This is a genomic window from Shewanella sp. 1180_01 (assembly GCF_052850535.1).
Map to the genome: position 1 here is coordinate 1 of NZ_VXCT01000068.1, position 26,527 is coordinate 26,527.

Sequence of the window (26,527 nt, forward strand, 5' to 3'; positions counted from 1 at the left end):
TGTCTCAATAGAATTGCAAGGGAAGCTAACAATAAATCAGGCGCATAATGCGCCTGATTGACTTTTAAGAGCTTTAATATTAGTGCGTTGGTGTAAGTCTTTTGATGAAAAGAATTACTGGGCAGGGGCCCATTCCTGCCATTCGTTTTCGGCTTTGTGTTGCAATCTTAATACTGTTCCTGCTGCTAAACGATTAACCTCTTGAGTCGTGTCCTTAGTCGCGACATTAATACCGCCAGCGAGTAAGGTTTCCAGCGAGCCCGCTTCGATTTGCGCACCTGAAAAGAGGCCAACATCGACTTTAATTCCAGAAGCATCCCAGAACTGACTGCTTTGATTTACTAAGTGACTGTACTGCGGCTCAATATGGGCTTGCATCAGCACGCTATTGCCCTGTGTCGACAGGTGATAACCATCGATTTGACCGACTTTGATACCACGGAAGAAGATAGGTGTGCCGACTTTCATCGAGCCTAAGTTGTTATCTTCTAAGACGAATTTAAGCGCATCTTCGTCAACGTTGGCATAACTGCTGGCAGCGAGGTTGGCAACAAACTGGGTCGCTTTTTGACTGCTTGTACCCGGCAGTACACCGATATAAGGGCCAGTGATCAAGGTTTCTGGCGCTTTAATTCCCGCCAGAGAAATTTGCGCATCCACTAGATGATATTCACAGTCGCTGCGGCTGAAATGTTCGGCGTATTCGCCGTAGAGATAGGCCGTTGCAGTGAGTGTATTGAGATCGGCATTGAGCTTCACCTGCGACACTTCACCCACTTGATGACCTTGATAACGAATCGCTGCCTTGGCCGCCAGTTTGCTTGAGGCGGGTAGGGTGAGGCGAATCGCCTGCGCCTGCGTTAATGCCAACTGCTTGCTCTCATAGAGTTTTAAGTTAGCTGCATTGCTGGCTTTGTCATTGCTATCAAGCAATCCCAGACTGATGCTGCCCTTTAATGCTCCTTGAAGCGGTGCGACCGCAACATCAATGCCCGCAAGACTGGCGCTAATATCCACGGCGCTGTTACGCCAGAACACATTCGGCTTTTTCAGCAAGGGCTGGAATTGTTTGTCGATAGCGAGCTTGATAGCAAAGTCTTCGGTCTTACTTTGCCAATTCACTGAGTCAACTGTGCCAATTTGCATCTTTTTATAGTAAATCGGTGAGCCTTGGCTGACATCGGCGCCATCTTGACTGATTAAGGTTAGATGAACTTGTTGCTGACGATCATAAAAGGCTGTCGCGGCATCCACTGAGCTAAACAAGGTGAGGGCGCTGTTGGCGGCGAGTGGTGTATCACTGTGGCCTTGGATCAAGCTAACCGCACCTTGAGTGAGCGTCGTAAAATCCCTTGCTTTGACTGACACGCCCTCTAGTGATGCTTTTACTGTTAATGCCGACTCAGGGACAAAATAGCTGTCGCTGCGAATTAGGCCAGCAAACTCAGGTTGTAACTCGAGTTGGTATTCCACCGCTGATAAATCTTTGGTTAACTTAACCGCAAGCACTGAGCCAATGGGGATTTGCTTGAAGCGAACTTCGGCGCCCGCTGAAATGCCCATGTTTTCGGCTGAGGTTAAGGTCAAGAAACGCTTCTTCGATTGCAGTAAATCAGGCGCTTTGGCTTGTAAGGCAAAACTGCTTGGCATCGCCGTTTTTGTATTAATGCCCGGCAGGAAGTTGATCACGCTGCCCGTTAGTAAACGCTCTGGATTTTTTATGCCTGAAAGGGAAATATCGGCACCTTCAAGCCAAAACACCCCGTCGTTAGTTAACAGTGAACCGTATTGAGGTTCAAACTTCGCCACAGCTATTACGCCATTGGCGGTGAGTTGTTTGCTTAAAATGCTGCCGATATTGATGCCGCGATAAACAATGCGAGTGCCTTTGTCGACACCGTTAGCATCAGCCATGGTCAGGTTTATTTCTATGCCGCCAAGGGCTGTGGTTTCTGAATCATAAAGCGAAAAAATGTCACCGTTTTTGGCAATATCCGCTTTATCGTCAGAGCTGAAACTCACGCCGCCAGCCAGAATGGATGCCAAACTCTCAGAGCTGACTTTAACCCCAGTCAGTGATGCATCAATTTTTACGCCGGAGACATTCCAAAAGTGAGAGTTTTTCTTCACTAATCGCGCGTATTGCTCTTGAATAAAAGCGCTGATGATGACTCTTTGATTGCCATCTAAACGGTAGCTGACCACACTGCCCACGGGAATTTGGCGGAAAAATATTGGCGAGCCAACATCCAACGAACCGAGTTTGTCTGAGGTCAGTTCGACCATCACACCTTCTGAGCCGATTTGCATCGGCGGCGGTTGGCGCTCAGCCTCGAAGAAAGTTGATGCATTACCTTTGCCCGGTTGAATCGCAATGTAGTTACCTGAGAACAGTGCATCTAAGCCTTCAACGCCTGTGATGCTGGCCTTAGGGGTAACAAGCCAGAAGAGGGTCTCCTTATTTAAGAAAGGCTTAGCACGGTAGTCCATCATGACTTTAACGTTTACGCCCTTGAGATCTTCATCTATTCCTATGTCTTTGACTTTACCGACAGTCAAGCCTTGGTATTTGACTAAGGTTTTACCTACGTCAATCCCAGTTGCGCTCGGAAAGTGAATTTGAATTTCAACGCCCGATTCTTTAATACTCTTAATGCCCAGCCACGCACCCAATGCCAACGCGACAATAGGCAGCAGCCAAATGGGCGAAAAGAGTTTTTTCTTTACAACTTTCGGCGATTCAATTTGTGTCATCTTGAGGTTCCAATCGATCCCAGAGTAAACGAGTGTCTAACACTTTTGCGGCTAACTGAGTTAACAGAATAACCAAGGCAAATGCGGTCGCTGCAGGCGCGGGTTTAGCGTCGAGTAGTTGTCCCATATTCACTAATGCCACTGTGATTGAGATGACAAATAAATCGAGCATTGACCAACGACCAATCCATTCGATGATGTGAAAACCCACCATCAATTTCTTTTTTGAAATCGGAATATCAAAGCTGATCGCACACAGATAAATGGATAAGCCGATGATTTTAATCCATGGCACTAAAATACTGGCGGTAAAAACTATCACGGCAATGGGCAACATATCTGAATGCACTAGATGCAAAATGCCCGAAAAAATCGTGTCGTGCCGCACTTGCCCTTGGTTGGTCAGCATAGTGATAGGGTAAATATTCGCTGGCACCAGCAAGATGGCTGCGGTAATCAACAAAGCCCAACTTTTTTGCAGGCTAGAATAGTCCCTGACCTGCAACTCAGCTTCACAGCGTTGGCAGTGGGTGAGGTCACTACTATTGAGCTGGCGGCAGACCTTACACAGACACAGGCCGATATCTTTACCTTGTTGCTTCATATCAGCGATGACCTTCCAATAACGTCCACATGTGCTCTAAGTCGTACTCTCGTTGCAGAAACAAAGTCACGAGAAACAACATAGTGAAGCAAAATGTGCCCATACCAAAATAAATATCCGAAAAATCAGAAAGCTGGAACGATGAAACCAAAAAGCTGATCACATAAATTTCTAGCATAGTGAGCTGCGACAATACGCCATGAAACTTCAATAATTGCTTTAATGAGTTACGCCAAAAAAGATGACTCAGTCCCCATTTCACAATCAAAATCTGCGTCAGTATCGATAACAGTAATAAGCCTGGGCCAATCACAGCGGCGGCAAGCACGGCTAAACCAACGACCCAATAACCTTGGTCAAATACCGCAAATGCGCCCTGAAAAACCGTGGTGGTGCGAATGCTGCCGAAAAAGTGAATTTCGAGTACGGGTAAAAAATTGGCAGGAAAATAAAATACTAGTGCCGAGATACATAGGGCGAGCATGCCATTTACAGAGCAGTAAGGAGTGTCATAAAGTGCAGTGCTGCAACGGGGACAAAGGGCTCTGACACCGCTTGGCAAGGCACGTTTGCGGACTGCTAAATCGCAGGAACGGCAAAGGATTACTGAATTTTCTGCTGCGTTTTCATGCATATAAAAATATATATTAGCCTAAATAGGAGTAATAACAGCGAGATCGGTGCAAAGTGTAGTGCTAATCAGCCGTTCTGCACAGTCTAGCGCTTTATAATCTTGGCAACGAAAGTACGCTAATAATATCAGATTAATCAGAACACTTGCATCACAAGTTCAATCTATGTCACTCTAGTTACTGTATATAAAAACAGTGCGAGGGCAGTCATGGCAGTAATAACACAGTTTGTCGTGGTCAGAGAAGGGGTTGAAAAGATGACATTCACATCTAAGAAGGAGGCTGATGCCTACGATAAGATGCTCGATATCGCCGATAACCTTATCCCCTTCATTCAAAAAGCTGATTTAGGTATAGATGAAAGCGTGGGCGAAAAGCTCGCATTCTATTTTGCTAACAATAAAGATGAGCTGACGAACTTGCTTAAAGGTGTCGTTCAGGTTAATAGTACGCCAACGAATCCACCTGCTGCGAAAAAAGCGGCTAAAAAGACCGAAGCAGCAGAATAAAATTGTTAGGAAATGTAATGAAATCGAAATTTTATGAGTCACTTAACCGTCAAGCCTTGGCCTTGTTGGAAGGGGAAGACGACCTTGTTGCGGCAATGGCGAATTTTTCAGCCTTACTCAATGATAATTTAACTGAGCTGAACTGGGTGGGATTCTACGTTATGCGTGGCGAACAACTCGTATTAGGCCCATTTCAAGGTAAAGTGGCTTGTACACGTATTCCGTTAGGAAAAGGCGTGTGTGGTACGGCGGCATTCACCAATCAAACCCAGCGAGTGGCCGATGTTCATCAATTTGATGGCCATATTGCCTGTGATTCTGCCAGTAATTCTGAAATCGTTGTGCCAGTTTGTGCTCAAGGTAACGTGGTTGCCGTGCTCGATATTGACAGCCCAATCTTCGATCGTTTCGACGAAGAAGACCAAAAGGGGCTGGAATTACTGGTTAAAAGTTTTGAAAACTGCCTATTTGATTAATTTGCGTACAATAACGCATAATTCATAGTCGCAATCGGTGGCGTGCGCCTTATAATATGCGCCTGCACGCATTAAGCTGGTTTGATTGGCATGCAATGAATAAGCTTAGTGTTTTGAGCTGTAAAAATTTGTTAAGGTATATTTTTTTAACTTTAGTAAACGCGGCTAGGATGCTAATTTGTACGTTGACTCAATATTGAGTTTAACGAAGATAAACGACACGTAAGAAGTTGATATATATCACCTCGAATCGATGTCCCTTTTTGACTGTGGAAGTAATGATGGAATCAACAGAAAAGTTGACCGACACCAATGCAATTTTGGCGTATTTGTATGAAACATTTCCTTTGTGCTTTATTGCTGAAGGTGAAACTAAGCCATTAAAAATCGGATTGTTTCAAGATTTGGCTGAAAGGTTGGCTGATGATTCTAAAGTCAGTAAAACTCAGCTCAGAGTTGCCTTAAGACGTTACACCAGCAGCTGGCGCTATTTGAAGTGCGTTAAAGCGGGCGCACAACGCGTTAATCTGGATGGCGAACCTTGCGGCGAGTTAGAGCAAGAGCACATTGACCATGCTCAAGCCATGTTGAAAGAGAGTCAGGATAAAGCGAAAGCGAAACGTGCAGCACTCGCACCTAAGCCTGCGGCGAAGAAAGCACCTAAAAAGGTGGCTGTTCCTCAACGTGCTAAAACTGAGCGTCCTGCTAAGCCTGCGCCTAAAGCAGCGCCAGTCGTAAATTATGTCCAAGCACAATTGACTGATTTAACGAAAAAACAACGCGTCAATGTTAAGTTAGGTATGACACCCGTAGCCGGTGTGATTACTGATATTAACAAGGAAGATATTCATGTTCAGCTTGATAGTGGCCTAACGATTAAAGTTAGAGCAGAACATATCCTGCTGTAATCATTTTTTAAAACGGAGTAACTTGTTGATGCGAAAACTCACTTTGGCTACCTCGATCGCCACTGTTTTTGTCGGATTCTCGGCTTGGGCCGTACCACCCACGATTCAAATCAGCGAGTTACCCACTCTCAAGCAGGAAGCGCAACATAAGGTCGCGAGCAAAAGGGTAACGGACTTATACACTCGTTCGCACTATCATAGATTTAATCTTGATGATGCCTTTTCTACGCAAATTTTTGACCGTTACCTGCAGCAGTTAGACTATCGCCGCAATGTGTTAACCCAAGCGGATGTCGATAGCTTTAAACCTTATGCTACCCAATTCGATGACATGCTCAGTTCTGGTGAACTTGAGCCTGCCTATAAAATGTTTGATATCGTCCAAAAGCGTCGTTATGAAGGCTTTGTCTATGCTTTATCCCTTCTGGACAAAGAGATGGATTTCTCCGCCCCTGGCGATGCCTATGAGTATGACCGTGACGATGCGGCATGGCCAAAAGATCAAGCCGAGATCAATGAGTTATGGCGTCAACGTGTTAAATACGATGCGCTAAATCTGAAACTCACAGGTAAAAAATGGCCTGAGATTGTTGAGATCCTGCAAAAGCGTTACAACAACGCCATCAAACGTTTGACTCAAACCAACAGTGAAGACGTGTTCCAAGGCGTGATGAATGCCTTCTCACGCAGCATTGAGCCGCATACGAGTTACCTGTCACCACGCAATGCTGAACGTTTCCAAATGGAAATGAATTTAAGCCTTGAAGGGATTGGTGCTCAACTGCAACTTGAAGACGATTACACTGTTATTAAAAGCTTAATTGCTGGTGGCCCTGCGGCTGGCAGCGAAAAACTGTCGCCGGAAGACAAGATTGTCGGCGTCGGTCAAGAAGGCGGTGAAATTGTTGATGTGATCGGCTGGCGTTTAGATGACGTGGTTGATCTGATCAAAGGGCCTAAGGGCAGTAAAGTCGTACTGCAAATTTTACCGAAGAAAGGCGGTTCGAATGCTAAGCCATTCGACGTTACCTTAGTACGCGATAAAATTCGTCTTGAGGACAGAGCGGCAACCTCTAAGGTGATTGAACCTAAAGACGGCGAGTACGCTAATCGCAAAGTCGGTGTGATCCATATTCCTGGTTTCTACATGAATCTGTCACAGGACGTTGAAAAAGAGCTAGTGAAGTTAAACGAAGCCAAAGTTGAAGGCATAGTCATCGACCTTAGGGGTAACGGTGGTGGTGCATTAACAGAAGCCGTGTTGCTGACGGGACTCTTTATCGATATGGGCCCTGTGGTGCAAATTCGTGATGCCGATGGCCGTGTGTCTGCGCACCGTGATAACGATGGCAAAACCAGTTATGCGGGCCCGTTGACTGTGATGGTTGACCGTTACAGTGCTTCAGCCTCTGAGATTTTTGCTGCTGCGCTACAAGATTATGACCGCGCGCTAATTGTCGGTGAATCTAGCTTTGGTAAAGGTACAGTGCAGCAGCATAAGAGCTTAGGCCGTATCTACGACATGTATGAAAAGCCAATTGGTCATGTGCAATACACGATTCAAAAGTTCTATCGGATCAATGGCGGCAGCACTCAGCTTAAAGGTGTGACACCAAACATTGCTTACCCAAGTGCGTTAGAGCCAGGTGAGTACGGTGAAGCTGAAGAGAAAAATGCCTTGCCTTGGGATAAAGTGCCAATGGCACAATATGGCACGCTCAATGATGTGACGCCTGAGTTAGTGACTAGCCTTGAGGCCAAGCACCTTAACCGCATCAAAAGCAGTGTAGAGTTTGCTTATATCAATCAAGATATTGCCGACTTTAAAAAGCACCACAAAGAGAAGACAGTTTCTCTGGTTGAAAGTGAGCGCATTGCCTCCCGCGAAGCCGATGAGAAGAAAGTCCTCGATAGAACGAACGAGCGCCGAGTCGCCAATGGTTTAGCACCGGTTAAATCAATGGAAGACATTAAGGACGAAGCCGAATTGCCAGACGCATTTTTAGATGAAACGGCTTATATCACTTTAGATATGGCTGATGCGCAAAAGCTGGCTAAAACTAGTGCTAAGTAGGCGCTAGTCGAGTCGATTTATCCAATATCAAAACGCGCTTATGGCGCGTTTTTTCTTATTTAGATCAGCGTTAAAGGGATCGAAATGACACAAGCTCAAGCAAAATACTTAAAAGATTATCAAGCGCCACTCTTCACGATAGACACGATTGACTTAGCTTTTAATCTGGCGGGCAATGCGACTCAGGTGCAGGCGATAAGTCGGGTAAAACGCGCTTCTAAGCATACCCAAGCCCTAGTGTTGGATGGTGAAGACTTAACTGTGATCTCGTTGACGGTTGACGGCGAGGCAGTGCCTTACCATGTTAGCGCGGGTCAATTAGTCTTAGAAACGGCGCTTGATGAGTTTGAGCTGAACATCGTCACTAAGCTCGATCCCGAGGCCAATTCGAGCCTTGAAGGCCTGTATATGTCCGATGGTGCCTACTGCACGCAATGTGAGGCTGAGGGCTTTAGACGGATCACTTATTTCCTCGACCGTCCCGATGTATTAGCCAAATATACTGTGCGCATCGAAGCCGATAGAGCCGCATTCCCGTTTTTACTGAGTAACGGTAATTTGATTGATCAAGGCGAATTGGAGGGCGGTCGCCATTATGTTTGCTGGCAAGATCCGTTTCCAAAACCGGCTTACTTGTTTGCCTTAGTCGCTGGCGATTTTGATCTGTTGCAAGATGAGTTCATTACCCGCAGTCGCCGTAAAGTGATCCTGCAAGTGTTCGTCGATAAAGGTAATTTACATAAAGCACACCATGCGATGGCATCGCTGAAAAAATCCATGGCATGGGATGAGAGTCGTTTTGACCTCGAGTACGATTTAGATATTTACATGATAGTTGCCGTCGACTTTTTCAATATGGGAGCGATGGAAAACAAAGGCTTAAATATCTTCAACACTAAATATGTGCTTGCAGATACGTTAACGGCTACCGACGAGGATTATCACGGTATTGAATCGGTGGTAGGCCATGAGTATTTCCATAATTGGACCGGAAACCGCGTGACGTGCCGTGATTGGTTCCAGCTAAGTTTAAAAGAAGGCTTAACGGTTTTTCGCGATCAAGAATTCAGCTCCGATTTAGGCTCACGCGCTGTGAATCGAATTCACGCAATCAAAGTGATCAAGAATCAGCAATTTGCCGAAGATTCTGGCCCAATGTCCCATCCCATTCGTCCAGAATCTGTGATTGAGATGAATAATTTCTATACAGTCACTGTGTATAACAAGGGCGCTGAAGTGATCCGCATGATGCACACTTTGCTCGGCGAAGAAAAGTTTCAAGCGGGGATGAAACTGTATTTTAATCGCCACGATGGCCAAGCGGTCACCTGCGATGATTTTGTGGCGGCAATGGAAGATGCCAGTGGCGTGGATTTAACCCAATTCCGTTTATGGTATAGCCAAGCGGGCACGCCGATTGTGACTGCGATGGACAGTTTCGATGCGCTAACGGGCATTTACCAATTAACCCTTAAACAAAGTTTAGCGAACTGTGCATCCCCCTTGCATATCCCGTTCAGCATCGAACTCTTAGATGCCAAGGGCCACTCTTTAGTGAATGAAGTTCTTGACTTTACTCAGGCTGAACAAGTGTTTAGTTTTGAGGGATTAAGTCATAAACCGGTGGCTTCGTTACTACAAAACTTCTCCGCGCCCGTTAAATTGCAATATCGATTCAATGTGGATCAACTGGTTCACTTGATGCGTTTTGCCAGCAGCGAAGTGGCGCGATGGGAAGCCTCAGTGACCTTAGTGAGCCAAGCGATTTGGCAGAATGTTGCGAGTTTACAGCAGCAACAAGCCATGACACTCGATCCCCGCGTGCGCGATAGTTTTAAAGGCGTGTTGTTAGACACTGAACTTGACCCAGCATTGATTGCCGAAATCTTAGCCATACCTACGGCATCTGCTTTGATTGAGCAAACTGACAGCGTTGATCTCGATGCGTTAGCCTTAGCCCGTGAATTTGTGTTAACAGAGCTTGCTTCACACTCTGAAGATGAATTGATCGCGCTCTATCGCTCTTTGGTATCAGTCGATATCACGCAGGCAAGAGCGCTTAAAAATCAGTGTTTAACTTGGTTAGCACGGGTGTCGGATGAGGCAGAAGCGTTAGTCATTTCTCAGTTTGATATAGCCAGCAATATGACAGATTCCCTCGGCGCACTGACTGCGGCGAATGTGGGCGATTTGCCTTGTCGCGATGAGCTGATGACCGCATTTGAGCTGCGTTGGCAGGACACGCCATTGGTAATGGATAAATGGTTTATGTTGCAAGCGACTCGTAATGCGCAAGATGTGATTGAACGTCTGCGTCAATTACAGCAGCACAAGTGTTTTAGTATGAGTAATCCAAACCGAGTGCGCGCGTTAGTGGGCAGTTTTGCGGCGGGTAATATTTACCAATTCCACCGTCAAGACGGTAAGGGTTATGCTTTCTTAACCGAATGCTTAATTACCCTTAATAAGCTCAATCCGCAGGTTGCGGCACGCATGGTGACGCCATTGATCCAGTTCCATAAATTCGACTTAGGCCGTCAAACCTTAATAAAAGCCTGTTTAGGGCAACTTTTGGCTTTACCTGACTTATCTAAGGATATGTACGAAAAAGTCTCTAAGGCATTGGCAAAATAGCGGTTTGTAGGAGGAGGGCGGCAATCGATGCCGCCCTGATATTATGGAATTGTATTTCAAACTAACGATCAGCTATCGAGATTTCTTACCTTACTATCAAGGGCTTGCTGATAAAATTGAGGTCCGCGAAACGCAAGGACGTATTTTGTGGATTAATGGCCGTCATTTCAGACGTTTTTTAACCGTAAATGGCATTCAAGGCTATTTCAAATTGGTTTTAGATGAGAAGGGACAATTTGTTTCATTAAATCGAGTCTAACCTGAATTTGTTTATTTGCGCTTAGAGTAATTACTTTAAACGGTCGACTGATCATCAAGCTCGGTTTGTGATATTTAGTTTTTAAATATGTTAATGAATTATATGATTTTTTGATATCTTTTCCCGCTTCATTTCTATCCCGCTTTTCTCTAATTTAAATCCCACCTTTTCAACTGCTGGCACAAATGTGTCTACATGCCTAATTCTTTAGAAAATTTTCTCTAACTGCGCCTTGCCCAAGGGGATTAATTGCTGTAACAATGATGTTACCTGTGAGCTAACAAGATGTTGGTTGTAATTCCTAAAACAAAGAATCCAGCAGGGTACGGAGAGCTAAAATGAAAATTGTTAAAAATAGTTTTAACAAATCGGCGCTTGCTTTGGGGGTGGCGTCGGCATTGAGTTTGTTAATGATCCCAAGCGTTAATGCAATATCTTTTGATTGGGGAGAGGTTGAGGGCACATTCGACTCAACTTGGACTGCTGGTGCGAGCTGGCGTGTTGGGGCGCGCGATTGGGAAGGTCAAATTGGTAAGGTGAATCAACCCCAATTCGATTGGTCTAATTACAGCGCATTTGGTAATACAAAATATACTTCAGCTGAGATTTGGGCCCAGCCCGGGTCGTATTCCAGCAACAATGACTTAAGTAACTTACTTTATTCTCAAGGCGATACTACGTCTGAGATCGTCAAAGGTTTGCATGAATTATCGTTGAAATACAAAAACTACGGTTTGTTCGCCCGCGGTATGTATTTTTATGATCGTAAACTGAACGATGGCAATTATGACTACAACGATCCGATCACGGGTAAAGAATTTGACCCTTGCGAAGATAGCCGCGCTTCAGAAGTACAATGTAAAGATATCCGTTTATTAGATGCGTTTGTCTATGCCAACTTCGATTTGAATGATGGTGCAAATCCATTATCTATTCGTGTTGGTAATCAAGTGGTGTCATGGGGTGAAAGTACGCTGATTGCCCATGGGATCAGTGAAATCAACGCCGTGGATTTGAACATTCTCAACGCACCTGGTGCTGAGTTAAAAGAAGCGTTCAGACCGCAAGGTATGGTGTGGGCATCCCTTGGCCTGACAGATTCGTTAACGGTTGAAGCATTTTATCAATATGATTGGCAACCTATTTGGGTTCCAACTCCGGGCTCCATTTTTGCGACTAACGATTTTGCCGGTTTTGGTGGTTATGCTCAAAACGCTCAGCTTGGGTTTAACGCTAACCCTGACATCAACTTAGATTTTGTGATGCAAGAATATGAGCGTTTAGCGGGCATGATCGCCAGCGGCCAATCTATTCCGACACAGCAATTGGTTTCTATGGCTTTAGCCTATCCAACGAAAGTGACGCTAGTGCAGGATGAAGAAGAACCAAGCAATGATGGCCAATACGGTATCAAGCTGGGTTATTACGCGCCTGAACTAGGTGAAACCGAATTTGGTTTCTATTTCATGAATTACCATAGCCGTCGTCCACTTATCAGTGGTACTGCTGCCGACTTTAGCACAGGTGCATTGTTATCTGATTTGGCGACGGTAGGCCAAAACTCGGGCAACATCAACCGTGAACTGCTGCTTAGTCTGAAGAGCTTCTCTAAGGCGCAAATCGTCTATCCAGAGGATATTAAACTCTACGGTTTCAGCTTCAACACTTTGATTGGTGATACGTCTGTCGCGGGTGAGATTGCCCATCGTCAAGATGAGCCACTGCAGATTGATGACGTTGAATTGCTGTTCGCCGGTATGCCACAGCAGTTAGCCAATGCGGGGCTTCGTCCCGATCTTGATGGTATTTCACAGATTAAAGACGTTCAACCGGGTGAAACCGTGGATGGCTTTATTCGCGTGGATACCACACAGGCGCAGATGACTTTCACCCATCTATTTGGCCCAACCTTAGGTTTAGATAACTTAACTATGTTGGCCGAAGTGGGTGGTGTGTGGATCCACGATATGCCAGGTTTCGATGAGCTACGTCTCAATGGTCCCGGTACGTCACGTTCTGGCGGCAATCCAGATATGCCTGGCATCATTCAAGCCTTGCATAATGGCCCTGAAACTAACCCGTTCCCAACTGACTTTGCTTGGGGCTACCGTTTAGTGGCAAAAGCAGATTTCAACAACGTCTTTGCTGGGGTCAATATGTCGCCACGGGTCATTTTCTCCCATGACGTTGACGGTATTACTCCGGATCCTATGTTCCTGTTCACGGAAGGACGCAAGTCTGTCGCGCTAGGCGTTAACTTCGACTATCAAAACCGTTGGGGTGCAGATATCTCCTATAACAATTTCTTTGGCGGTGTCGGTACGACGAATGCGATGGCAGATCGTGATTATGTTTCATTCAATATCAAGTATTCGATCTAAAAGGACTCAAACAATGAAGAAACTGACGATATTGGCGAGTGCAGTGATGTTCGCACTCGTAGCGCCAGTCGCTATGGCTAAGGTATCAGAGGCTGACGCGGCTAAACTTGGCAATGAGCTCACCCCTTTAGGTGCTGAAAAGGCGGGTAATGCTGACGGTTCTATTCCTGCTTGGGATGGTGGTATCACTAAGCCTGTGGCGGGTTATACCAAAGGGATGCATCACCCAGATCCTTTCCCTGAGGATAAGATTGAATTCACCATTACCAATGCTAACAAAGCGCAATATAAAGACTTTTTAACGCCGGGTCAGATGAAGTTGTTCGAACTTTATCCTGATACTTACAAGATGAATGTATATAAGACTCGCCGTAGCGCATCTGTGCCGCAGTTTGTCTATGATGCAACCAAAGCTAACGCGACACGTGCAGAATTGATTGCACAGGGCAATGGTATTTCTGGCGCTGCTATTGGTATTCCATTCCCGATCCCAGCAAATGGTTTAGAAGCGATTTGGAACCACATTTTGCGTTTCCGCGGGGTTGATATTGAGACTTCCCGTAGCCAAGCTGCACCAACGGCCGATGGTAGCTATAGCTTAGTGGAAACCTCAGAGGAAATTCGCTTCGAATATTCTCGTCCAGAAATGACCTTAGATCTGCTTAAAGCCAGCAATACGCTGTTCTACTTTAAGCAAGTGGTGACTCAGCCAGCCCGTTTAGCGGGTACTGCGTTATTGGTAAAAGAGACCATGGATCAAGAGGCGTTGCCACGCCAAGCTTGGACCTATAACACAGGACAACGTCGTGTTCGTAAAGCGCCAAACGTCGCTTTCGATACACCGGGTACAGTGTCTGACGGTCTGCGTACGACGGATGATTTCGACATGTTTAACGGCTCTCCAGTGCGTTACAACTGGGAACTGGTTGGCAAGAAAGAAATTTACATCCCGTACAACGATTACAAACTGCACTCAGACAAGCTGAAATATGACCAAATCTTAAAACCTGGGCATGTTAATCCTGAGTATGTTCGTTGGGAAAAACACCGCGTATGGCAAGTGAAGGCGACGTTGAAAGACGGTATGCGCCACATTTACAAAGTGCGCGATATGTACCTTGACGAAGATTCATGGCAAGTGTCGATAGCCGATCTCTACGATAACCGTGATCAGCTGTATCGTGTGGCTGTTGCACATGGCTTGAACTACTACGAAGTGCCAACTCAATGGGACACGCTGGAAGTCTTCCATGATTTGCAATCCCGTCGTTATCTCGCCATGGGTTTAGACAACCAAAGTGGTATGTATAACTTCGATGCCAAACTGACTGAAGCTAACTTTACCCCCGATGCGTTGCGTCGCGAAGGTATCCGTTAATACGCCACAAATAAAGGGGCGCTCTGCGCCCCTCATTAGTTTAAGGAAGTTTGTATGTCGTTTCGCATCCTTCAGTGTGTTGCTGCATTAAGTTTCGGTGGCGCTTTTTTCCCTTCTACGTTATCTGCAACGCCCTCTGATCCGATTTTTTCTCAAATTCAACCGCTTGCGGCTTCATCCTTGATTTTAGATATTGCCAACGTGGGCAAAGGCTTAGTGGCTGTGGGTGAACGCGGTCATGTCCTGGTGTATGACGGCAGTTGGCATCAAGTGGCGACGCCCGTGAGCTCGCAGTTGACCAAAGTGTTTTTCCTTAATGACAAACTCGGCTGGGCCGTGGGCCATGATGCGACCATTTTACATACTCAGGATGGTGGCCAAACTTGGCAGCAGCAGATGCATTCGCCCGAGATTGAAAAGCCATTCCTTGATGTGGTCTTTTTAGATGAAAACAAGGGGTTCGCCATTGGGGCTTACGGCTTGTTTTATCGCACTAATGATGGTGGCGCCCATTGGAGCGACGAGTTCCATGAAGAGCTATTAGCCGAAGAAGATGTGTCCTATTTAGCGGAGTTGAAAGGCAGCGATCAATCAGCCTATGTGAGCGCACGCGCTTCATTATTGCCGCACTTTAATCGTATTTTAACCTTGACTGACGGACGTTTATTACTGGTCGGCGAGTTAGGCCTAGTGGCCGTTTCAAGCGATCAAGGCCAAACGTTTGCGCGTACCAGTTTTGATTACGATGGCTCTATGTTTAATGCCATTGAAACGAGAGATGCCGTGTATGTGATGGGCCTTCGCGGTCATATATTCAAAGCTGACGTGAGTTTAAGCCAGTGGAATGAAATCGAACTTCCAGTGCAATCTTCAATCAATGGGGCGATGTCAGTATCGGACGATGCGGTTTATCTCGTGGGAAATGCAGGGATAGTGATTAAGCTGAATGGGGATGATACCAGCAGTATTGTCACTCGTCGCCAAGGGGAAAACTTAGTCTCTATTGCGAAGGATAATCAAGGGAATATGTGGTTATCCGGCAGCCAAGGGCTGTTTATTCTTAAGCCATAAAATTTTAAAACTACAATAACAGGGCCGAGAAGATGTTAGAAAAACTGGTCAACGGATTTGAGTCATTTTTATTCCGCAATCGTGCGTGGGTCGTCGGCATTTTTGTGTTTTTGACGTTGTTTTTAGGCTTTCAAGCCAGTCAACTCAAAATGGATGCTGCCTTCATCAAAAACATTCCACTGCATCACAGTTATATGCAGACCTACCTGAAACACCAAAAAGATTTTGGTGGCGCCAACAGCATCATGGTGGCGGTGGAAGACACCAGCGGCAATATTTTTAATGCGAACTATTTTGATACCTTAAAAAACGTGCACGATCAGCTGTTTTTTATACCTGGGGTTGATCGCGCGCAGGTGAAATCGATTTTTTCGCCTTCCACTCGGTTTACAGAAGTCGTTGAAGATGGTTTTGCTGGCGGGCCCGTTATTCCTGCGGATTTTTCGACCTCAGTATCTGGGCTCGAAACCGTGCGCGATAATATTGAAAAAGCGGGCATTGTCGGTCGATTAATTGCCAATGATTACAGCGCGGCCATGGTGTCGGCGCAGTTAATGGATTTTGATCCACAAACCGGCAAACCCTTAGATACCATTGCTTTTGCGGCGCAGCTCGAAAAAGAACTCAGGGGCAAGTTTGAAACTGACAAGGTTAAAATTCACATCATAGGTTTCGCCAAAATGGCGGGGGATGTGGCCGATGGTGCTAAGGGCGTATTGCTGTTCTTTGTGATCGCGATTTTGATCACCGCCGTCATGGTTTACCTCTTCTCTAAATCGATCATTCTGACCGTTTTACCCCTAGTCTGCAGTTTAACCGCTGTGGTCTGGCAGCTCGGTTTATTGACTGTGATAGGTTTTGGTCTTGATCCCATGTCAATTCTGGTGCCGTTTTTGGTATTCGCCATCGGGGTCAGCCACGGGGTGCAAATGATCAACGCGGTAAGGCGCCGCGTTATGGACGGACAAACCACCAAAGCGGCGGCGGCTTCGGCATTTCGCAGTTTATTAGTGCCAGGTGGCGTCGCATTACTGTCTGATACTGTTGGTTTTATTACCCTGTTATCGATTGATATCGGGATTATTCGCGAGCTCGCGATTTCGGCATCACTCGGTGTGGGCGTGATCATTTTCACTAACCTTATCCTGTTGCCTTTGGTGATTTCTTTTACTGAAATCAAAGTCAATAAAAACGCAGAGCCGACGGCTGAAGAAGTCCGCACTGAAGCGATTTGGCGTTTCTTAGCACGTTTTGCGACGCCTAAATACGCTGTAGTGGTGATTATTGCCACTGTGGTGTTGTATTTTGCCGGTCTGCAACAAGCCAATCAGATGAAGATTGGTGATTTACAGGGCGGGGCGCCAGCGTTACACCAAGATTCGCGCTATAACCTCGATACCTTCTTCATCACAGATCATTTCTCCATCACTACCGACGTGATGACTGTGATTGTTGAGGCAGCACCAGAAGCCTGTACTTACCACGATGTGCTGACTCAAATTGATGAGTTTGAATGGTTAGTGCGTAATACGCCTGGGGTCGAGTCGACTGTGAGTCTGGCATCAGTTGCTAAAAAAGTGAACGCAGGCTTTAACGAAGGTAATCCAAGGTGGGAAGTGCTGCCGCGCACGACCGCGAGTTTAGTGCAGGCCATTGGCCAAATTCCGACGACCTCTGGTTTGTTAAATGGCGATTGTTCTGTCATGCCTGTGTATCTGTTTATGAAAGATCACAAGGCAGAAACCATAGAAACTGTGGTCGCTAAGGTGAAAGCCGTCGCTGCGAAGATGGATAACGACAAGCCGCAGTTTAAACTGGCATCGGGTCCTGTAGGCGTGATGGCTGCGACCAACGAAGCGGTAGCTGAAGCGCAATTACCTATGATGTTATACGTCTATGGTGCCGTGTTTGTACTCTGTTTAATCAGCTTTAAATCCTTAAAAGCGACTGTGGCGGTAATTATCCCGCTGTATGTAGTGTCGACATTGGCGCAAGCCTTGATGACGCAACTGGATATTGGCTTAGCAGTCAGTACCTTACCTGTTATTGCGCTGGGTGTCGGTATCGGTGTGGATTACGGTATTTATATCCTCTCGACCATGTCGTCTAAGCTCTCGAACGGTATGCCAGTGCAACAGGCATACTATGAGGCGTTGGTCGAACGGGGCAGTGCGGTGATCTTTACTGGCCTCACATTGGCGATTGGTGTCAGTACTTGGTTCTTCTCGGCACTTAAATTCCAAATGGACATGGGAATATTGTTAACATTCATGTTTGTGGTAAATATGCTCGGTGCCATAATTATCCTTCCTGCATTGGCCGCCGTTTTCTGGCGCCAACCTAAGTAGGGTCTACGAATGGGGAGCTTAGCTCCCCATTTGTTTTTGAATACTTAGTCTGCTTTATCGATTGTTTGGTCATTTGTCATTCATTGTTTACGCGAATACTGGATTTCAAGAGGATGTACCACTAAAATTTTCCTCGAAATACAGCGGTTTTAGTAATAAACTTCGCGCGATGATCCAGATCACATTAATTTATCTGAGATCGTTAAGCCGAAGCATCCAAATAATGAAAAAAGCGCTGCCATAGACGCTTAAGGAAACAGCAACATGGCCTTGAAAGATGCAATGCCTTCAGTACTACTTGAAAATGTAGTCAGTTTAATTCACGCTAAAGTCCCTAATTCACAAGCCAAGCAAGTTGAACAGTTCGCCACCTGCCTTTATGCCCACATGTCGAAAGACGATCTCAATGCGCGTAATGACAGTGATTTATACGGTGCGGTTCTCAGTTTATGGAACGCCCTGAACAAAACGCCAAAAGGTAACACTCACCTACGAGTGTTCAACCCTAGCCAGGCCAAACACGGCTGGCAATCTACCCACTCGATCATTGAAGTTATCCAACCTGACATGCCATTCTTGGTAGATTCAGTTGGTATGGCATTGAATCGTATGGGTATTACTGCTCACATGATGTTACACACTCCGCTGGCCATTGAGCGTTCAGATAGCGGTGTGACTAATGTCACTTATCTTAATCAGAGCCCAGAAAGTACTGAACATGTCGCCGTATTCTTGATTGAAATTGACCGCCAAAGCAGCACTGTCGATATCAAAGCATTAGAGCGCGAAATTCAGTCTGTGCTTGCCGATGTTGCTTCATCAGTCAATGACTGGGAAGCCATGTCTGCCAAGTTGGGGGAGATGATCAAGGAATTGCCAAAACGTCCGTTCCCTGGCGATAAGCAAGAGTTAGAAGAAGCCATTAACTTCCTGACTTACTTGAATAATCATCACTTTACGCTGTTAGGTTACCGCCAATACGATTTGAATCGTGTCGAAGGTGATGTTGAGTTAGTGCCTAATATCGCCTCTAGTTTAGGTTTGATGAACAAGCACACTAAAGCGCAACCTGAGCAAGGTTTGTTGCTATCTAGCTTCTCCGATAGCGCCCGCAAAGAAGCCTTAGATCACAGCTTGTTGATCCTCACTAAGAGCAGTGCCAAGAGCCGCGTACATCGCCCAGCTTATGTCGATTATATCGGCATCAAGCGTTTCGATAAGAAAGGCAATGTGGTTGGTGAAGATAGATTTATCGGTTTATATGCGTCAAACCTGTATAACCGCAGCCCACGTGAAATCCCACTGCTGAACGAAAAAGTCCAGCGTGTGTTAGATCGTTCAGGCTTAACCCCACGTTCACACGACTATAAAGCCCTGCTAAACATTCTTGAGAATTTACCTCGTGACGAGCTAATTCAAGCCAATGTTGATGATTTATCGCACATGGCCCATGGCGTGTTAGAAATGCAAGACAGAGACAAGCTGAAACTCTTTGTGCGCAAAGATGGCTTTGGCCGTTTCTTATCCTGTTTAGTGTACGTTTCTAAGGATCGTTACAACACTAAACTCCGCCAAGATACTCAACGTATTCTGGCCCAGCATTTTAACAGCAAAGAAGATGTAGAGTTTACGACTTATTTCTCCGAGTCGACGCTAGCCCGCACTCACTACATAGTCAAAGTTGATAACAATAATATGGATGTAGATGTGGCTGCCATAGAGAACAACTTAATAGAAGCGGCTCGTTCGTGGGAAGATAAGTTAAGCACTGCGCTTAACAGTGCACTCGGTGAAGAAGCCGGCACTCATCTGACAAAGCGTTATTTCAATGCGTTTGAGCAAAGCTATAAAGAAGATGTATTGCCAAGCTCTGCCGTCGTTGACATGCAACAGCTCGAAGCACTGGATGACGAACACAAGCTCGGCATGTTGTTCTATCAACCGCAGGAAGCTGCGCTGAACGACAATAAAGTGCGTTTAAAGCTATTCCATAAAGATGAGCCAATTCATCTTTCTGATGTGCTGCCAATGCTGGAAAACTTTGGTCTGCGCGTGATCAACGAGCGCCCCTATGAAGTCACGACCTCAGACGGTTCTACCTTCTGGATCTTAGACTTCTTGATGACAGTTAAAGTCGTCAACACAGACAACATCGCTGATAGCCAAGACAGATTCCAAACTGCACTGTCACAAGTGTGGCAAAAGAAGTTAGAAGATGACGGTTTCAACCGCATTATTCTGGCGTCAGGCTTAACGGGCCGTGAAGTCTCGGTACTGCGCGCGTATGCCAAATACATGCGTCAAATCGATGCGACGTTCAGTCAGTCTTATATCGAAGAAACCTTCGGTCGTTACCCACAAATCGCTGATTTGTTGGTGAAGATGTTCATCCGTAAATTTAACCCTAAACTGAAAACCCGTACTCTGGGCAAGTTTATGGAACAGATCAATTTACGTTTAGACGAAGTGTCTAGCTTAGATGATGACCGTATTATTCGTCGTTATTTAGACTTGATTAACGCCACTCTGCGTACCAACTTCTACCAACAGGATGCTAAAGGCGAATCTAAGAGTTATATCTCGTTTAAATTCATGCCTTCACTGATCCCTGAGATGCCACGCCCACTGCCGAAATTCGAGATCTTCGTTTATTCGCCACGGGTTGAAGGTGTGCATTTACGTTACGGTAAAGTGGCCCGTGGTGGTCTGCGTTGGTCAGATCGTCGTGAAGACTTCCGTACCGAAGTATTAGGTCTGGTAAAAGCACAGCAAGTGAAAAACACTGTGATCGTGCCTGTGGGTGCTAAAGGTGGCTTTGTTTGTAAACAATTGCCAACCGAAGGCGGCCGTGAAGCCTTCTTCACCGAAGGTCAAGAATGCTACCGCATCTTTATCCGTGCTTTGCTCGATATTACCGATAACATTTTGAACGGTGAAATCGTCCATCCATTGGATGTGGTTCGTCACGATGAAGATGACCCGTATTTAGTGGTAGCAGCCGATAAAGGCACAGCGACATTCTCTGATATCGCGAACTCGATTTCTCTTGAATACAACTTCTGGCTCGGTGATGCATTCGCATCAGGTGGCAGTAACGGTTATGACCATAAGAAAATGGGTATCACGGCCAAAGGCGGCTGGGAATCTGTTAAGCGTCATTTCCGCGAAGTCGGTATTGATTGCCAAACCACAGACTTTACCTGTTTAGGTATAGGTGACATGGCGGGCGACGTATTCGGTAACGGTATGTTGTTGTCTAAGCACACGAAACTGGTTGCAGCCTTTAACCACATGCATATCTTTATCGATCCAAATCCGGATACGGCATTAAGTTATGATGAACGGGCGCGTTTATTCGCTCTGCCACGTTCAAGCTGGGAAGATTACAACAGCAAGTTGATTTCTAAAGGTGGCGGTATTTTCCTACGTTCATCTAAATCCATTCCATTATCGGCAGAAATTAAGCAAATGTTGGCCACAGAGAAAACCTCTATGACCCCAACTGAGCTGATGAAAGAACTGCTGAAAATGCCAGTTGATTTGATCTGGAACGGCGGTATCGGTACCTATGTGAAATCTGCACGCGAAACCCACGCTGAAGTCGGCGATCGCGCCAACGATGCATTGCGTGTCAACGGTGGCGAACTGCGCGCTAAGATAGTCGGCGAGGGCGGTAACTTAGGTTGTACTCAGTTAGGTCGTATCGAATATGCGTCTAACGGCGGCCGTATCAACACTGACTTCGTGGATAACGTTGGTGGTGTGGACTGTTCAGATAACGAAGTGAACATCAAGATTTTGCTGAACGCTATGGTAACTGAAGGTGAACTGACGTTGAAACAACGTAACCGTTTACTGGAAGAAATGACTGAAGAAGTCGGCCACATCGTACTGCAAGACTGTAAAGATCAAACCCGTACTATCTCTGTGACTCAAGTGCGTGGTGCTGAGCAGTTAAAAGAGCAGATCCGCTTTATCCAGTATCTGGAAAAAGAAGGCAAGTTAGACAGAGCCTTAGAGTTCTTACCGTCTGACGACGAATTGGCTGAGCGTTTAGCCAGTGGTCGTGCGTTAACACGTCCTGAGCTATCAGTACTGGTTGCCTATGCGAAGATGGTGCTGAAAGAGCAATTAGTGACCCCAGAAATCACTGAAGATACGTTGTTAAGCCAATTGCTTATCGCCTATTTCCCGAAAAAACTTCAGGAAAAATACAGCGACAAAATGGCAACCCATCCACTGCGTGGCGAAATCATTGCGACCTCACTCGCCAATGAACTCGTTAACGACATGGGCTTGAATTTTGTTCAACGTATGCAAGATGAGACAGGTGCCTCAGTTGCTGACGCGGCAATTTGCTACACTATGGCCCGCGAAGTATTTGGTTTAGCTGAATTAACTAAATCGATCACTGACTTAAACGGCATAGTTCCTGCTGTGGTTCAAGGTGAAATGCTGCATCAGTTACGCCGCAATATGCGTCGTGCTAGCCGCTGGTTCCTCCGTCACCGTAACCGCACTGGTAGCATCGAACAGACTGTTGCCTTCTTCAAACCCGTATTTGAACAAATTAAAGACAATGTTCATTTATATCTGGTCGAAGAAGAAGCTAAGGGTATCCAATCTGAGATCAATGCCTTGGTCAAAGAAAACGTACCACAAGCTGTGGCAACCGTTGTGGCTAACATGAGCACCTTGTTCTCTGCCCTAGACATTGCCCAAATTGCCCAAACAGAAGATAAGTCAGTTGCGCTAGTGGCTGAAACTTACTTCAAACTCGGCGCCCGCGTTGAGCTGCACTGGTTCTTAGAACAGATCAGCGCTCAACCTGTGGCTAACCATTGGCAAGCACTGGCTCGTGCCGCCTTTAGGGAAGAGTTGGATTGGCAACAACGTGCATTAAGTTCAGTGGTACTAAGAACCTGCAGTGCAACCTGTGATGCCGAAAGCGTGATTTCTCAGTGGATTGAGATCAATCAAGGCTTATTGGAAAGATGGTTCCACATGCTAGCTGACTTCAAAACGTCGCAAAGCCATGAGTTTGCTAAGTTCTCCGTCGCCCTACGTGAACTTAACCTTCTGATCCTTCACTGCGAAGGCCAAAAGTAAACTTATTATAACAATCAGAAGCCCTGGCGATCGCCGGGGCTTTTTTTAGGTCGAGGAAAGTACATGTTTTATAAAATCGCACAGAAAGTCATGTTTCAGATGGATCCTGAGCGAGCTCACCATCTTGCTATAGGCAGTCTAAAAATGACCGCCAATAGCCCGTTAACGTGTCTATACGGACAAACGATTGCACCGGCTCCCGTGAGCATTATGGGACTGACTTTTCCTAACCCAGTGGGACTCGCTGCGGGTATGGACAAGGACGGCGAATCGATTGATGCCTTTCATGCGATGGGATTTGGTCATGTTGAAGTGGGCACTGTGACCCCAAGGCCACAACCTGGTAATGATTTACCCCGTCTATTTAGATTAAAGCCTGCCAAAGGCATTATTAATCGCATGGGGTTTAATAATAAAGGTGTCGATAATCTGGTCAAAAATTTGATCGCTAAAAAGACCGACATTATGGTTGGCGTCAATATTGGTAAAAATAAAGACACCCCAGTAGAACAAGGTAAAGACGATTATTTGATCTGTATGGATAAAGTTTATCTCCATGCGGCTTATATTGCGGTGAATATTTCATCACCCAATACCCCAGGATTGCGATCGCTACAATATGGCGATCTATTAGATGAATTATTAAGCGCAATTAAAACTAAGCAACTTGAGCTGGCCGAAAAGCATAAAAAATACGTGCCCATCGCGCTTAAAATTGCCCCAGATTTAACCATCGAAGAAATTGAAAATATCGCGCAAGCTTTGATTAAAAACAAATTTGATGGCGCAATTGCGACCAACACCACCTTAACGCGTGATGGTGTTAGCGGTCTTGCCAACGCCAATGAAAGCGGCGGCTTAAGCGGTAAACCGTTGACAGAACTGTCAACTAAAGTGATCAAGCAGTTAGCTATGTGCTTGAAAGGGCAGATCCCGATCATCGGTGTGGGCGGCATCAATAGTGCCGAAGATGCCTTGGCTAAATTTGATGCGGGCGCCGTTATGGTGCAGATTTATTCGGGTTTTATTTATCAAGGTCCGAAGTTAATTAAAGAAATAGTGAATGCATACCGCTTAAAATAATGATCTTAAGATCAATATAACGATCTAAAATAAGATCTTATTCTTTAACAGCGATCTAAAAGGATCCCTAGATCGCTGTTAAGATCCTATATTAGTTCGACTAAGTAACTGTTAAATAATTTGTATTTTATTATTTTTATTTTGATATTGGATAAAATATCTACTATTATGTCCCAGTGTTCAAATATTGGGTCACCGTTATGTTATTAATGCCACAAAAAGATTGGCAATGGAAATATAACGATTCGTATGGTGTTTTAGGCGTATCGTTAGGTTCCGAGATAGAATTTCTGACGTCTTATAAAGCAAAATTACTCATTCCAGATGCCTTATCAAGCATGGAATTTAATATTGCGCACGCCAAATTCTATATGAACTTACTCGATAGATTACCTAAAACCCTGTCTTTGTCCGATGCTGCAATTGTTCAAATTGCCCTCAATGCCACTGCAGCCCATTTTATGCTGACACCGCAAATGCCTAAATCATGGTTTTTTGATACCAGTGATGTCTGTGTTTATAGCGATGTGGGTAAAGTCTTTGAGCTTAAATGCCAAAAGCAAAGAGTGCTCGCCCTCGTGGTTGAAAATACCCTACAGTCCGCGCTAGTGATGTTATTGTCACCTGAATGTGTTTTGTCGGGCGCGAAAACTATGGTGCAGTTTGAAACCATTAAAGTGATGCATAATCGCTTACACCCACTGCGCGCGCAGCGCCACGTGGTTGCGGCATAATGTAGTTGCATATAAATAGTTATTGTTGGTTTTTAATATCTACCATTAGGCATCAATTACTATTGTTTTTGATATACACCAGTAGCTGATTATTTGCTCAAATCCCTATGGCGCAGATGTGCTATCGAGAGTATTTTTCCCAAGAAAATCTTTTTCTATATCCATATTAATTTTCAACTCCTTGCTGTTAAATGCCACTGAATGTTAACTCGTGAGTCTTGCTACTCTTAATTCGGATTTTCTTTTTGTATAAAGCACTCTTTATCATCCCAAGTAGGTTTGCCATGGCGTTCTCTCGACGACTCGCAGCCAGTCCGTCCTTGGATGCTCGACCGCCCCATCCATGGGGCGGACGGTCGTCTCGCCAACCACCATGGCGTACCTTTCTGCATTTGCGTAGTCTGTTGATTTGAAAGATTAGAGATTACATTTAATGGTGATTTACTTTGATTTTTTAGTGTTGTATGTGGAGCGCTAAAAGCCAAAAGAGTTATGGGTGTCAGGACTTTTGATAACTTATTTTTTTGACAGCTTGAGATAATAGGTTTGAAAAACGTGTATGTCATTTTTGCTGATGGCATATCTAAACAAAAGCTGGTAAGTTCCTTTTATTACAGATAGTTAACCATGAGTGTTTTTACTGGTCTAATGAGGTAAACGCGCATGTGCACTATACAAAGATTAGGTTTTTACGAGGAAAATAATGAGTCATCAGTATTACTCACAAAGAAACGGTAGTAACCCAAATCTTGATGGGTTGCCATTATCGGACACGATCGACTTATTTTTACGTGTCTACAATCAACTTGAATCTGAGGGTTATTTTACTCAAGCATTTGGTTTTTGGTGTATCGATGACGACCATGTGGAGGGCTTGGTAAAAGACGTTGAACTTGAAATGCTCTTGAGCATTCGAAAAAAGAACTTATGGCCAATCTCTCAGTATGCCCTATCTTATACAGAAGATGACTTTCTAGATGTTATCGAATTTCTCTACCAGCATGTATCTAAACCCATCGATGGAACAATGCATTCTTATGGTGGTTGCGGAATGCACTGGGAAACTTTCAATAAGAAAGATGGCCAAGCTGTATTCATCGAAAAAATTAATACTGTGTTAGGTCATTATAAGAATAAATATGAATTAGATACTGGTGGGCAAGTTTTGAGCAAGCCAGAAAAAGGGTTTGAACAAATCTTCAAAGCTGATGTTCCGTCTGATGATCATAACATTGTTGATAGAATAAACGTCGCAACTACTCAATTTAGGCGTCATGGTTCAACTATTGATGACAGGCGGCAAGCTGTAAGAGATCTCGCTGATGTACTTGAGTACTTAAAGCCTAAAGTTAAGCAGTTGCTATCAAATAAAGATGAGCAAGATCTATTTAACATTGCCAACAACTTTGGTGTAAGACACCACAATGACAAGCAAAAAACATCTTATGACTCAGCTATCTGGCTTAGTTGGATGTTTTACTTCTACTTATCGACAATACATGTTGTTTTAAGAAAAATTGGGTATGACAACAAACCCAAAACCTAACAATCCCATATAACATTTAATGAGACA

General features: G+C 45.1%; 17 protein-coding genes. 14 read left to right on the forward strand and 3 right to left on the reverse strand.

Going from position 1 to position 26,527, the window contains the following annotated elements:
* Positions 1–114: 114 nt before the first annotated feature.
* From FW758_RS21945 to FW758_RS21955, 3 genes are read right to left on the reverse strand one after another with little or no spacing between them, the layout of a single operon-like run.
* Complete coding sequence (locus tag FW758_RS21945; protein WP_446446516.1) at positions 115–2,754, reverse strand: MlaD family protein; 2,640 nt, start codon at positions 2,752–2,754, stop codon at positions 115–117.
* A complete protein-coding gene (locus FW758_RS21950; RefSeq protein ID WP_011846987.1) occupies positions 2,741–3,358 on the reverse strand; it encodes a paraquat-inducible protein A in 618 nt (205 codons plus the stop codon). Before FW758_RS21950 ends, FW758_RS21945 begins: the two co-directional genes overlap by 14 nt.
* Before the next feature lies 1 nt (position 3,359).
* Complete coding sequence (locus tag FW758_RS21955; RefSeq protein ID WP_312000152.1) at positions 3,360–3,992, reverse strand: paraquat-inducible protein A; 633 nt, start codon at positions 3,990–3,992, stop codon at positions 3,360–3,362.
* A 207-nt stretch (positions 3,993–4,199) separates the two neighbouring features.
* Here FW758_RS21955 and FW758_RS21960 point away from each other — a divergent pair, with 207 nt between their 5' ends.
* The 14 genes from FW758_RS21960 to FW758_RS22025 all read left to right on the forward strand — a co-directional run bounded on the left by FW758_RS21960 (position 4,200) and on the right by FW758_RS22025 (position 26,500).
* Positions 4,200–4,499, forward strand: a complete 300-nt coding sequence (locus FW758_RS21960; protein WP_006081913.1) for a YebG family protein — start codon at positions 4,200–4,202, stop codon at positions 4,497–4,499.
* A 17-nt stretch (positions 4,500–4,516) separates the two neighbouring features.
* Entirely contained in the window at positions 4,517–4,975 is a 459-nt protein-coding gene (locus FW758_RS21965; protein WP_006081912.1) for a GAF domain-containing protein, read from the forward strand.
* A gap of 281 nt (positions 4,976–5,256) precedes the next feature.
* On the forward strand, positions 5,257–5,883 hold the full coding sequence (gene proQ, locus FW758_RS21970) for an RNA chaperone ProQ (RefSeq protein ID WP_006086276.1): 627 nt from the start codon (positions 5,257–5,259) through the stop codon (positions 5,881–5,883).
* A gap of 28 nt (positions 5,884–5,911) precedes the next feature.
* Positions 5,912–7,957 (forward strand): carboxy terminal-processing peptidase, encoded by a 2,046-nt coding sequence (prc, locus tag FW758_RS21975; protein ID WP_413495123.1) that lies wholly within the window; start codon positions 5,912–5,914, stop codon positions 7,955–7,957.
* Between the two features lie 84 nt (positions 7,958–8,041).
* Positions 8,042–10,591: an aminopeptidase N gene (gene pepN / locus FW758_RS21980; RefSeq protein ID WP_446446517.1), complete on the forward strand. Its 2,550-nt coding sequence runs from the start codon at positions 8,042–8,044 to the stop codon at positions 10,589–10,591.
* A 43-nt stretch (positions 10,592–10,634) separates the two neighbouring features.
* Positions 10,635–10,850: a DUF2835 domain-containing protein gene (locus tag FW758_RS21985; protein WP_446446518.1), complete on the forward strand. Its 216-nt coding sequence runs from the start codon at positions 10,635–10,637 to the stop codon at positions 10,848–10,850.
* A 338-nt stretch (positions 10,851–11,188) separates the two neighbouring features.
* Positions 11,189–13,231, forward strand: coding sequence for a DUF1302 domain-containing protein (locus FW758_RS21990; RefSeq protein ID WP_446446519.1), 2,043 nt, complete (start codon positions 11,189–11,191; stop codon positions 13,229–13,231).
* A 13-nt stretch (positions 13,232–13,244) separates the two neighbouring features.
* Complete coding sequence (locus tag FW758_RS21995; RefSeq protein WP_006081906.1) at positions 13,245–14,609, forward strand: DUF1329 domain-containing protein; 1,365 nt, start codon at positions 13,245–13,247, stop codon at positions 14,607–14,609.
* Positions 14,610–14,663: 54 nt separating this feature from the next.
* A complete protein-coding gene (locus tag FW758_RS22000) occupies positions 14,664–15,680 on the forward strand; it encodes a YCF48-related protein (protein WP_006081905.1) in 1,017 nt (338 codons plus the stop codon).
* A gap of 32 nt (positions 15,681–15,712) precedes the next feature.
* Positions 15,713–18,028 (forward strand): efflux RND transporter permease subunit, encoded by a 2,316-nt coding sequence (locus tag FW758_RS22005; RefSeq protein WP_446446520.1) that lies wholly within the window; start codon positions 15,713–15,715, stop codon positions 18,026–18,028.
* A 264-nt stretch (positions 18,029–18,292) separates the two neighbouring features.
* On the forward strand, positions 18,293–23,137 hold the full coding sequence (locus FW758_RS22010; protein ID WP_012089376.1) for an NAD-glutamate dehydrogenase: 4,845 nt from the start codon (positions 18,293–18,295) through the stop codon (positions 23,135–23,137).
* Between the two features lie 63 nt (positions 23,138–23,200).
* Positions 23,201–24,220, forward strand: coding sequence for a quinone-dependent dihydroorotate dehydrogenase (pyrD, locus tag FW758_RS22015; protein ID WP_446446521.1), 1,020 nt, complete (start codon positions 23,201–23,203; stop codon positions 24,218–24,220).
* 200 nt (positions 24,221–24,420) lie between these two features.
* Positions 24,421–24,954: a cell division protein ZapC gene (locus tag FW758_RS22020; protein ID WP_105252649.1), complete on the forward strand. Its 534-nt coding sequence runs from the start codon at positions 24,421–24,423 to the stop codon at positions 24,952–24,954.
* Positions 24,955–25,657: 703 nt separating this feature from the next.
* Positions 25,658–26,500 (forward strand): hypothetical protein, encoded by an 843-nt coding sequence (locus FW758_RS22025; protein ID WP_446446522.1) that lies wholly within the window; start codon positions 25,658–25,660, stop codon positions 26,498–26,500.
* Positions 26,501–26,527 lie beyond the last annotated feature (27 nt).

Coding starts and splice junctions, on each gene's coding strand:
- FW758_RS21945 (WP_446446516.1), bottom strand. CDS start 2,754: ATGACACAAATTGAATCGCCGAAAGTTGTAAAGAAAAAACTCTTTTCG.
- FW758_RS21950 (WP_011846987.1), bottom strand. CDS start 3,358: ATGAAGCAACAAGGTAAAGATATCGGCCTGTGTCTGTGTAAGGTCTGC.
- FW758_RS21955 (WP_312000152.1), bottom strand. CDS start 3,992: ATGCATGAAAACGCAGCAGAAAATTCAGTAATCCTTTGCCGTTCCTGC.
- FW758_RS21960 (WP_006081913.1), top strand. CDS start 4,200: ATGGCAGTAATAACACAGTTTGTCGTGGTCAGAGAAGGGGTTGAAAAG.
- FW758_RS21965 (WP_006081912.1), top strand. CDS start 4,517: ATGAAATCGAAATTTTATGAGTCACTTAACCGTCAAGCCTTGGCCTTG.
- proQ (WP_006086276.1), top strand. CDS start 5,257: ATGGAATCAACAGAAAAGTTGACCGACACCAATGCAATTTTGGCGTAT.
- prc (WP_413495123.1), top strand. CDS start 5,912: ATGCGAAAACTCACTTTGGCTACCTCGATCGCCACTGTTTTTGTCGGA.
- pepN (WP_446446517.1), top strand. CDS start 8,042: ATGACACAAGCTCAAGCAAAATACTTAAAAGATTATCAAGCGCCACTC.
- FW758_RS21985 (WP_446446518.1), top strand. CDS start 10,635: ATGGAATTGTATTTCAAACTAACGATCAGCTATCGAGATTTCTTACCT.
- FW758_RS21990 (WP_446446519.1), top strand. CDS start 11,189: ATGAAAATTGTTAAAAATAGTTTTAACAAATCGGCGCTTGCTTTGGGG.
- FW758_RS21995 (WP_006081906.1), top strand. CDS start 13,245: ATGAAGAAACTGACGATATTGGCGAGTGCAGTGATGTTCGCACTCGTA.
- FW758_RS22000 (WP_006081905.1), top strand. CDS start 14,664: ATGTCGTTTCGCATCCTTCAGTGTGTTGCTGCATTAAGTTTCGGTGGC.
- FW758_RS22005 (WP_446446520.1), top strand. CDS start 15,713: ATGTTAGAAAAACTGGTCAACGGATTTGAGTCATTTTTATTCCGCAAT.
- FW758_RS22010 (WP_012089376.1), top strand. CDS start 18,293: ATGGCCTTGAAAGATGCAATGCCTTCAGTACTACTTGAAAATGTAGTC.
- pyrD (WP_446446521.1), top strand. CDS start 23,201: ATGTTTTATAAAATCGCACAGAAAGTCATGTTTCAGATGGATCCTGAG.
- FW758_RS22020 (WP_105252649.1), top strand. CDS start 24,421: ATGTTATTAATGCCACAAAAAGATTGGCAATGGAAATATAACGATTCG.
- FW758_RS22025 (WP_446446522.1), top strand. CDS start 25,658: ATGAGTCATCAGTATTACTCACAAAGAAACGGTAGTAACCCAAATCTT.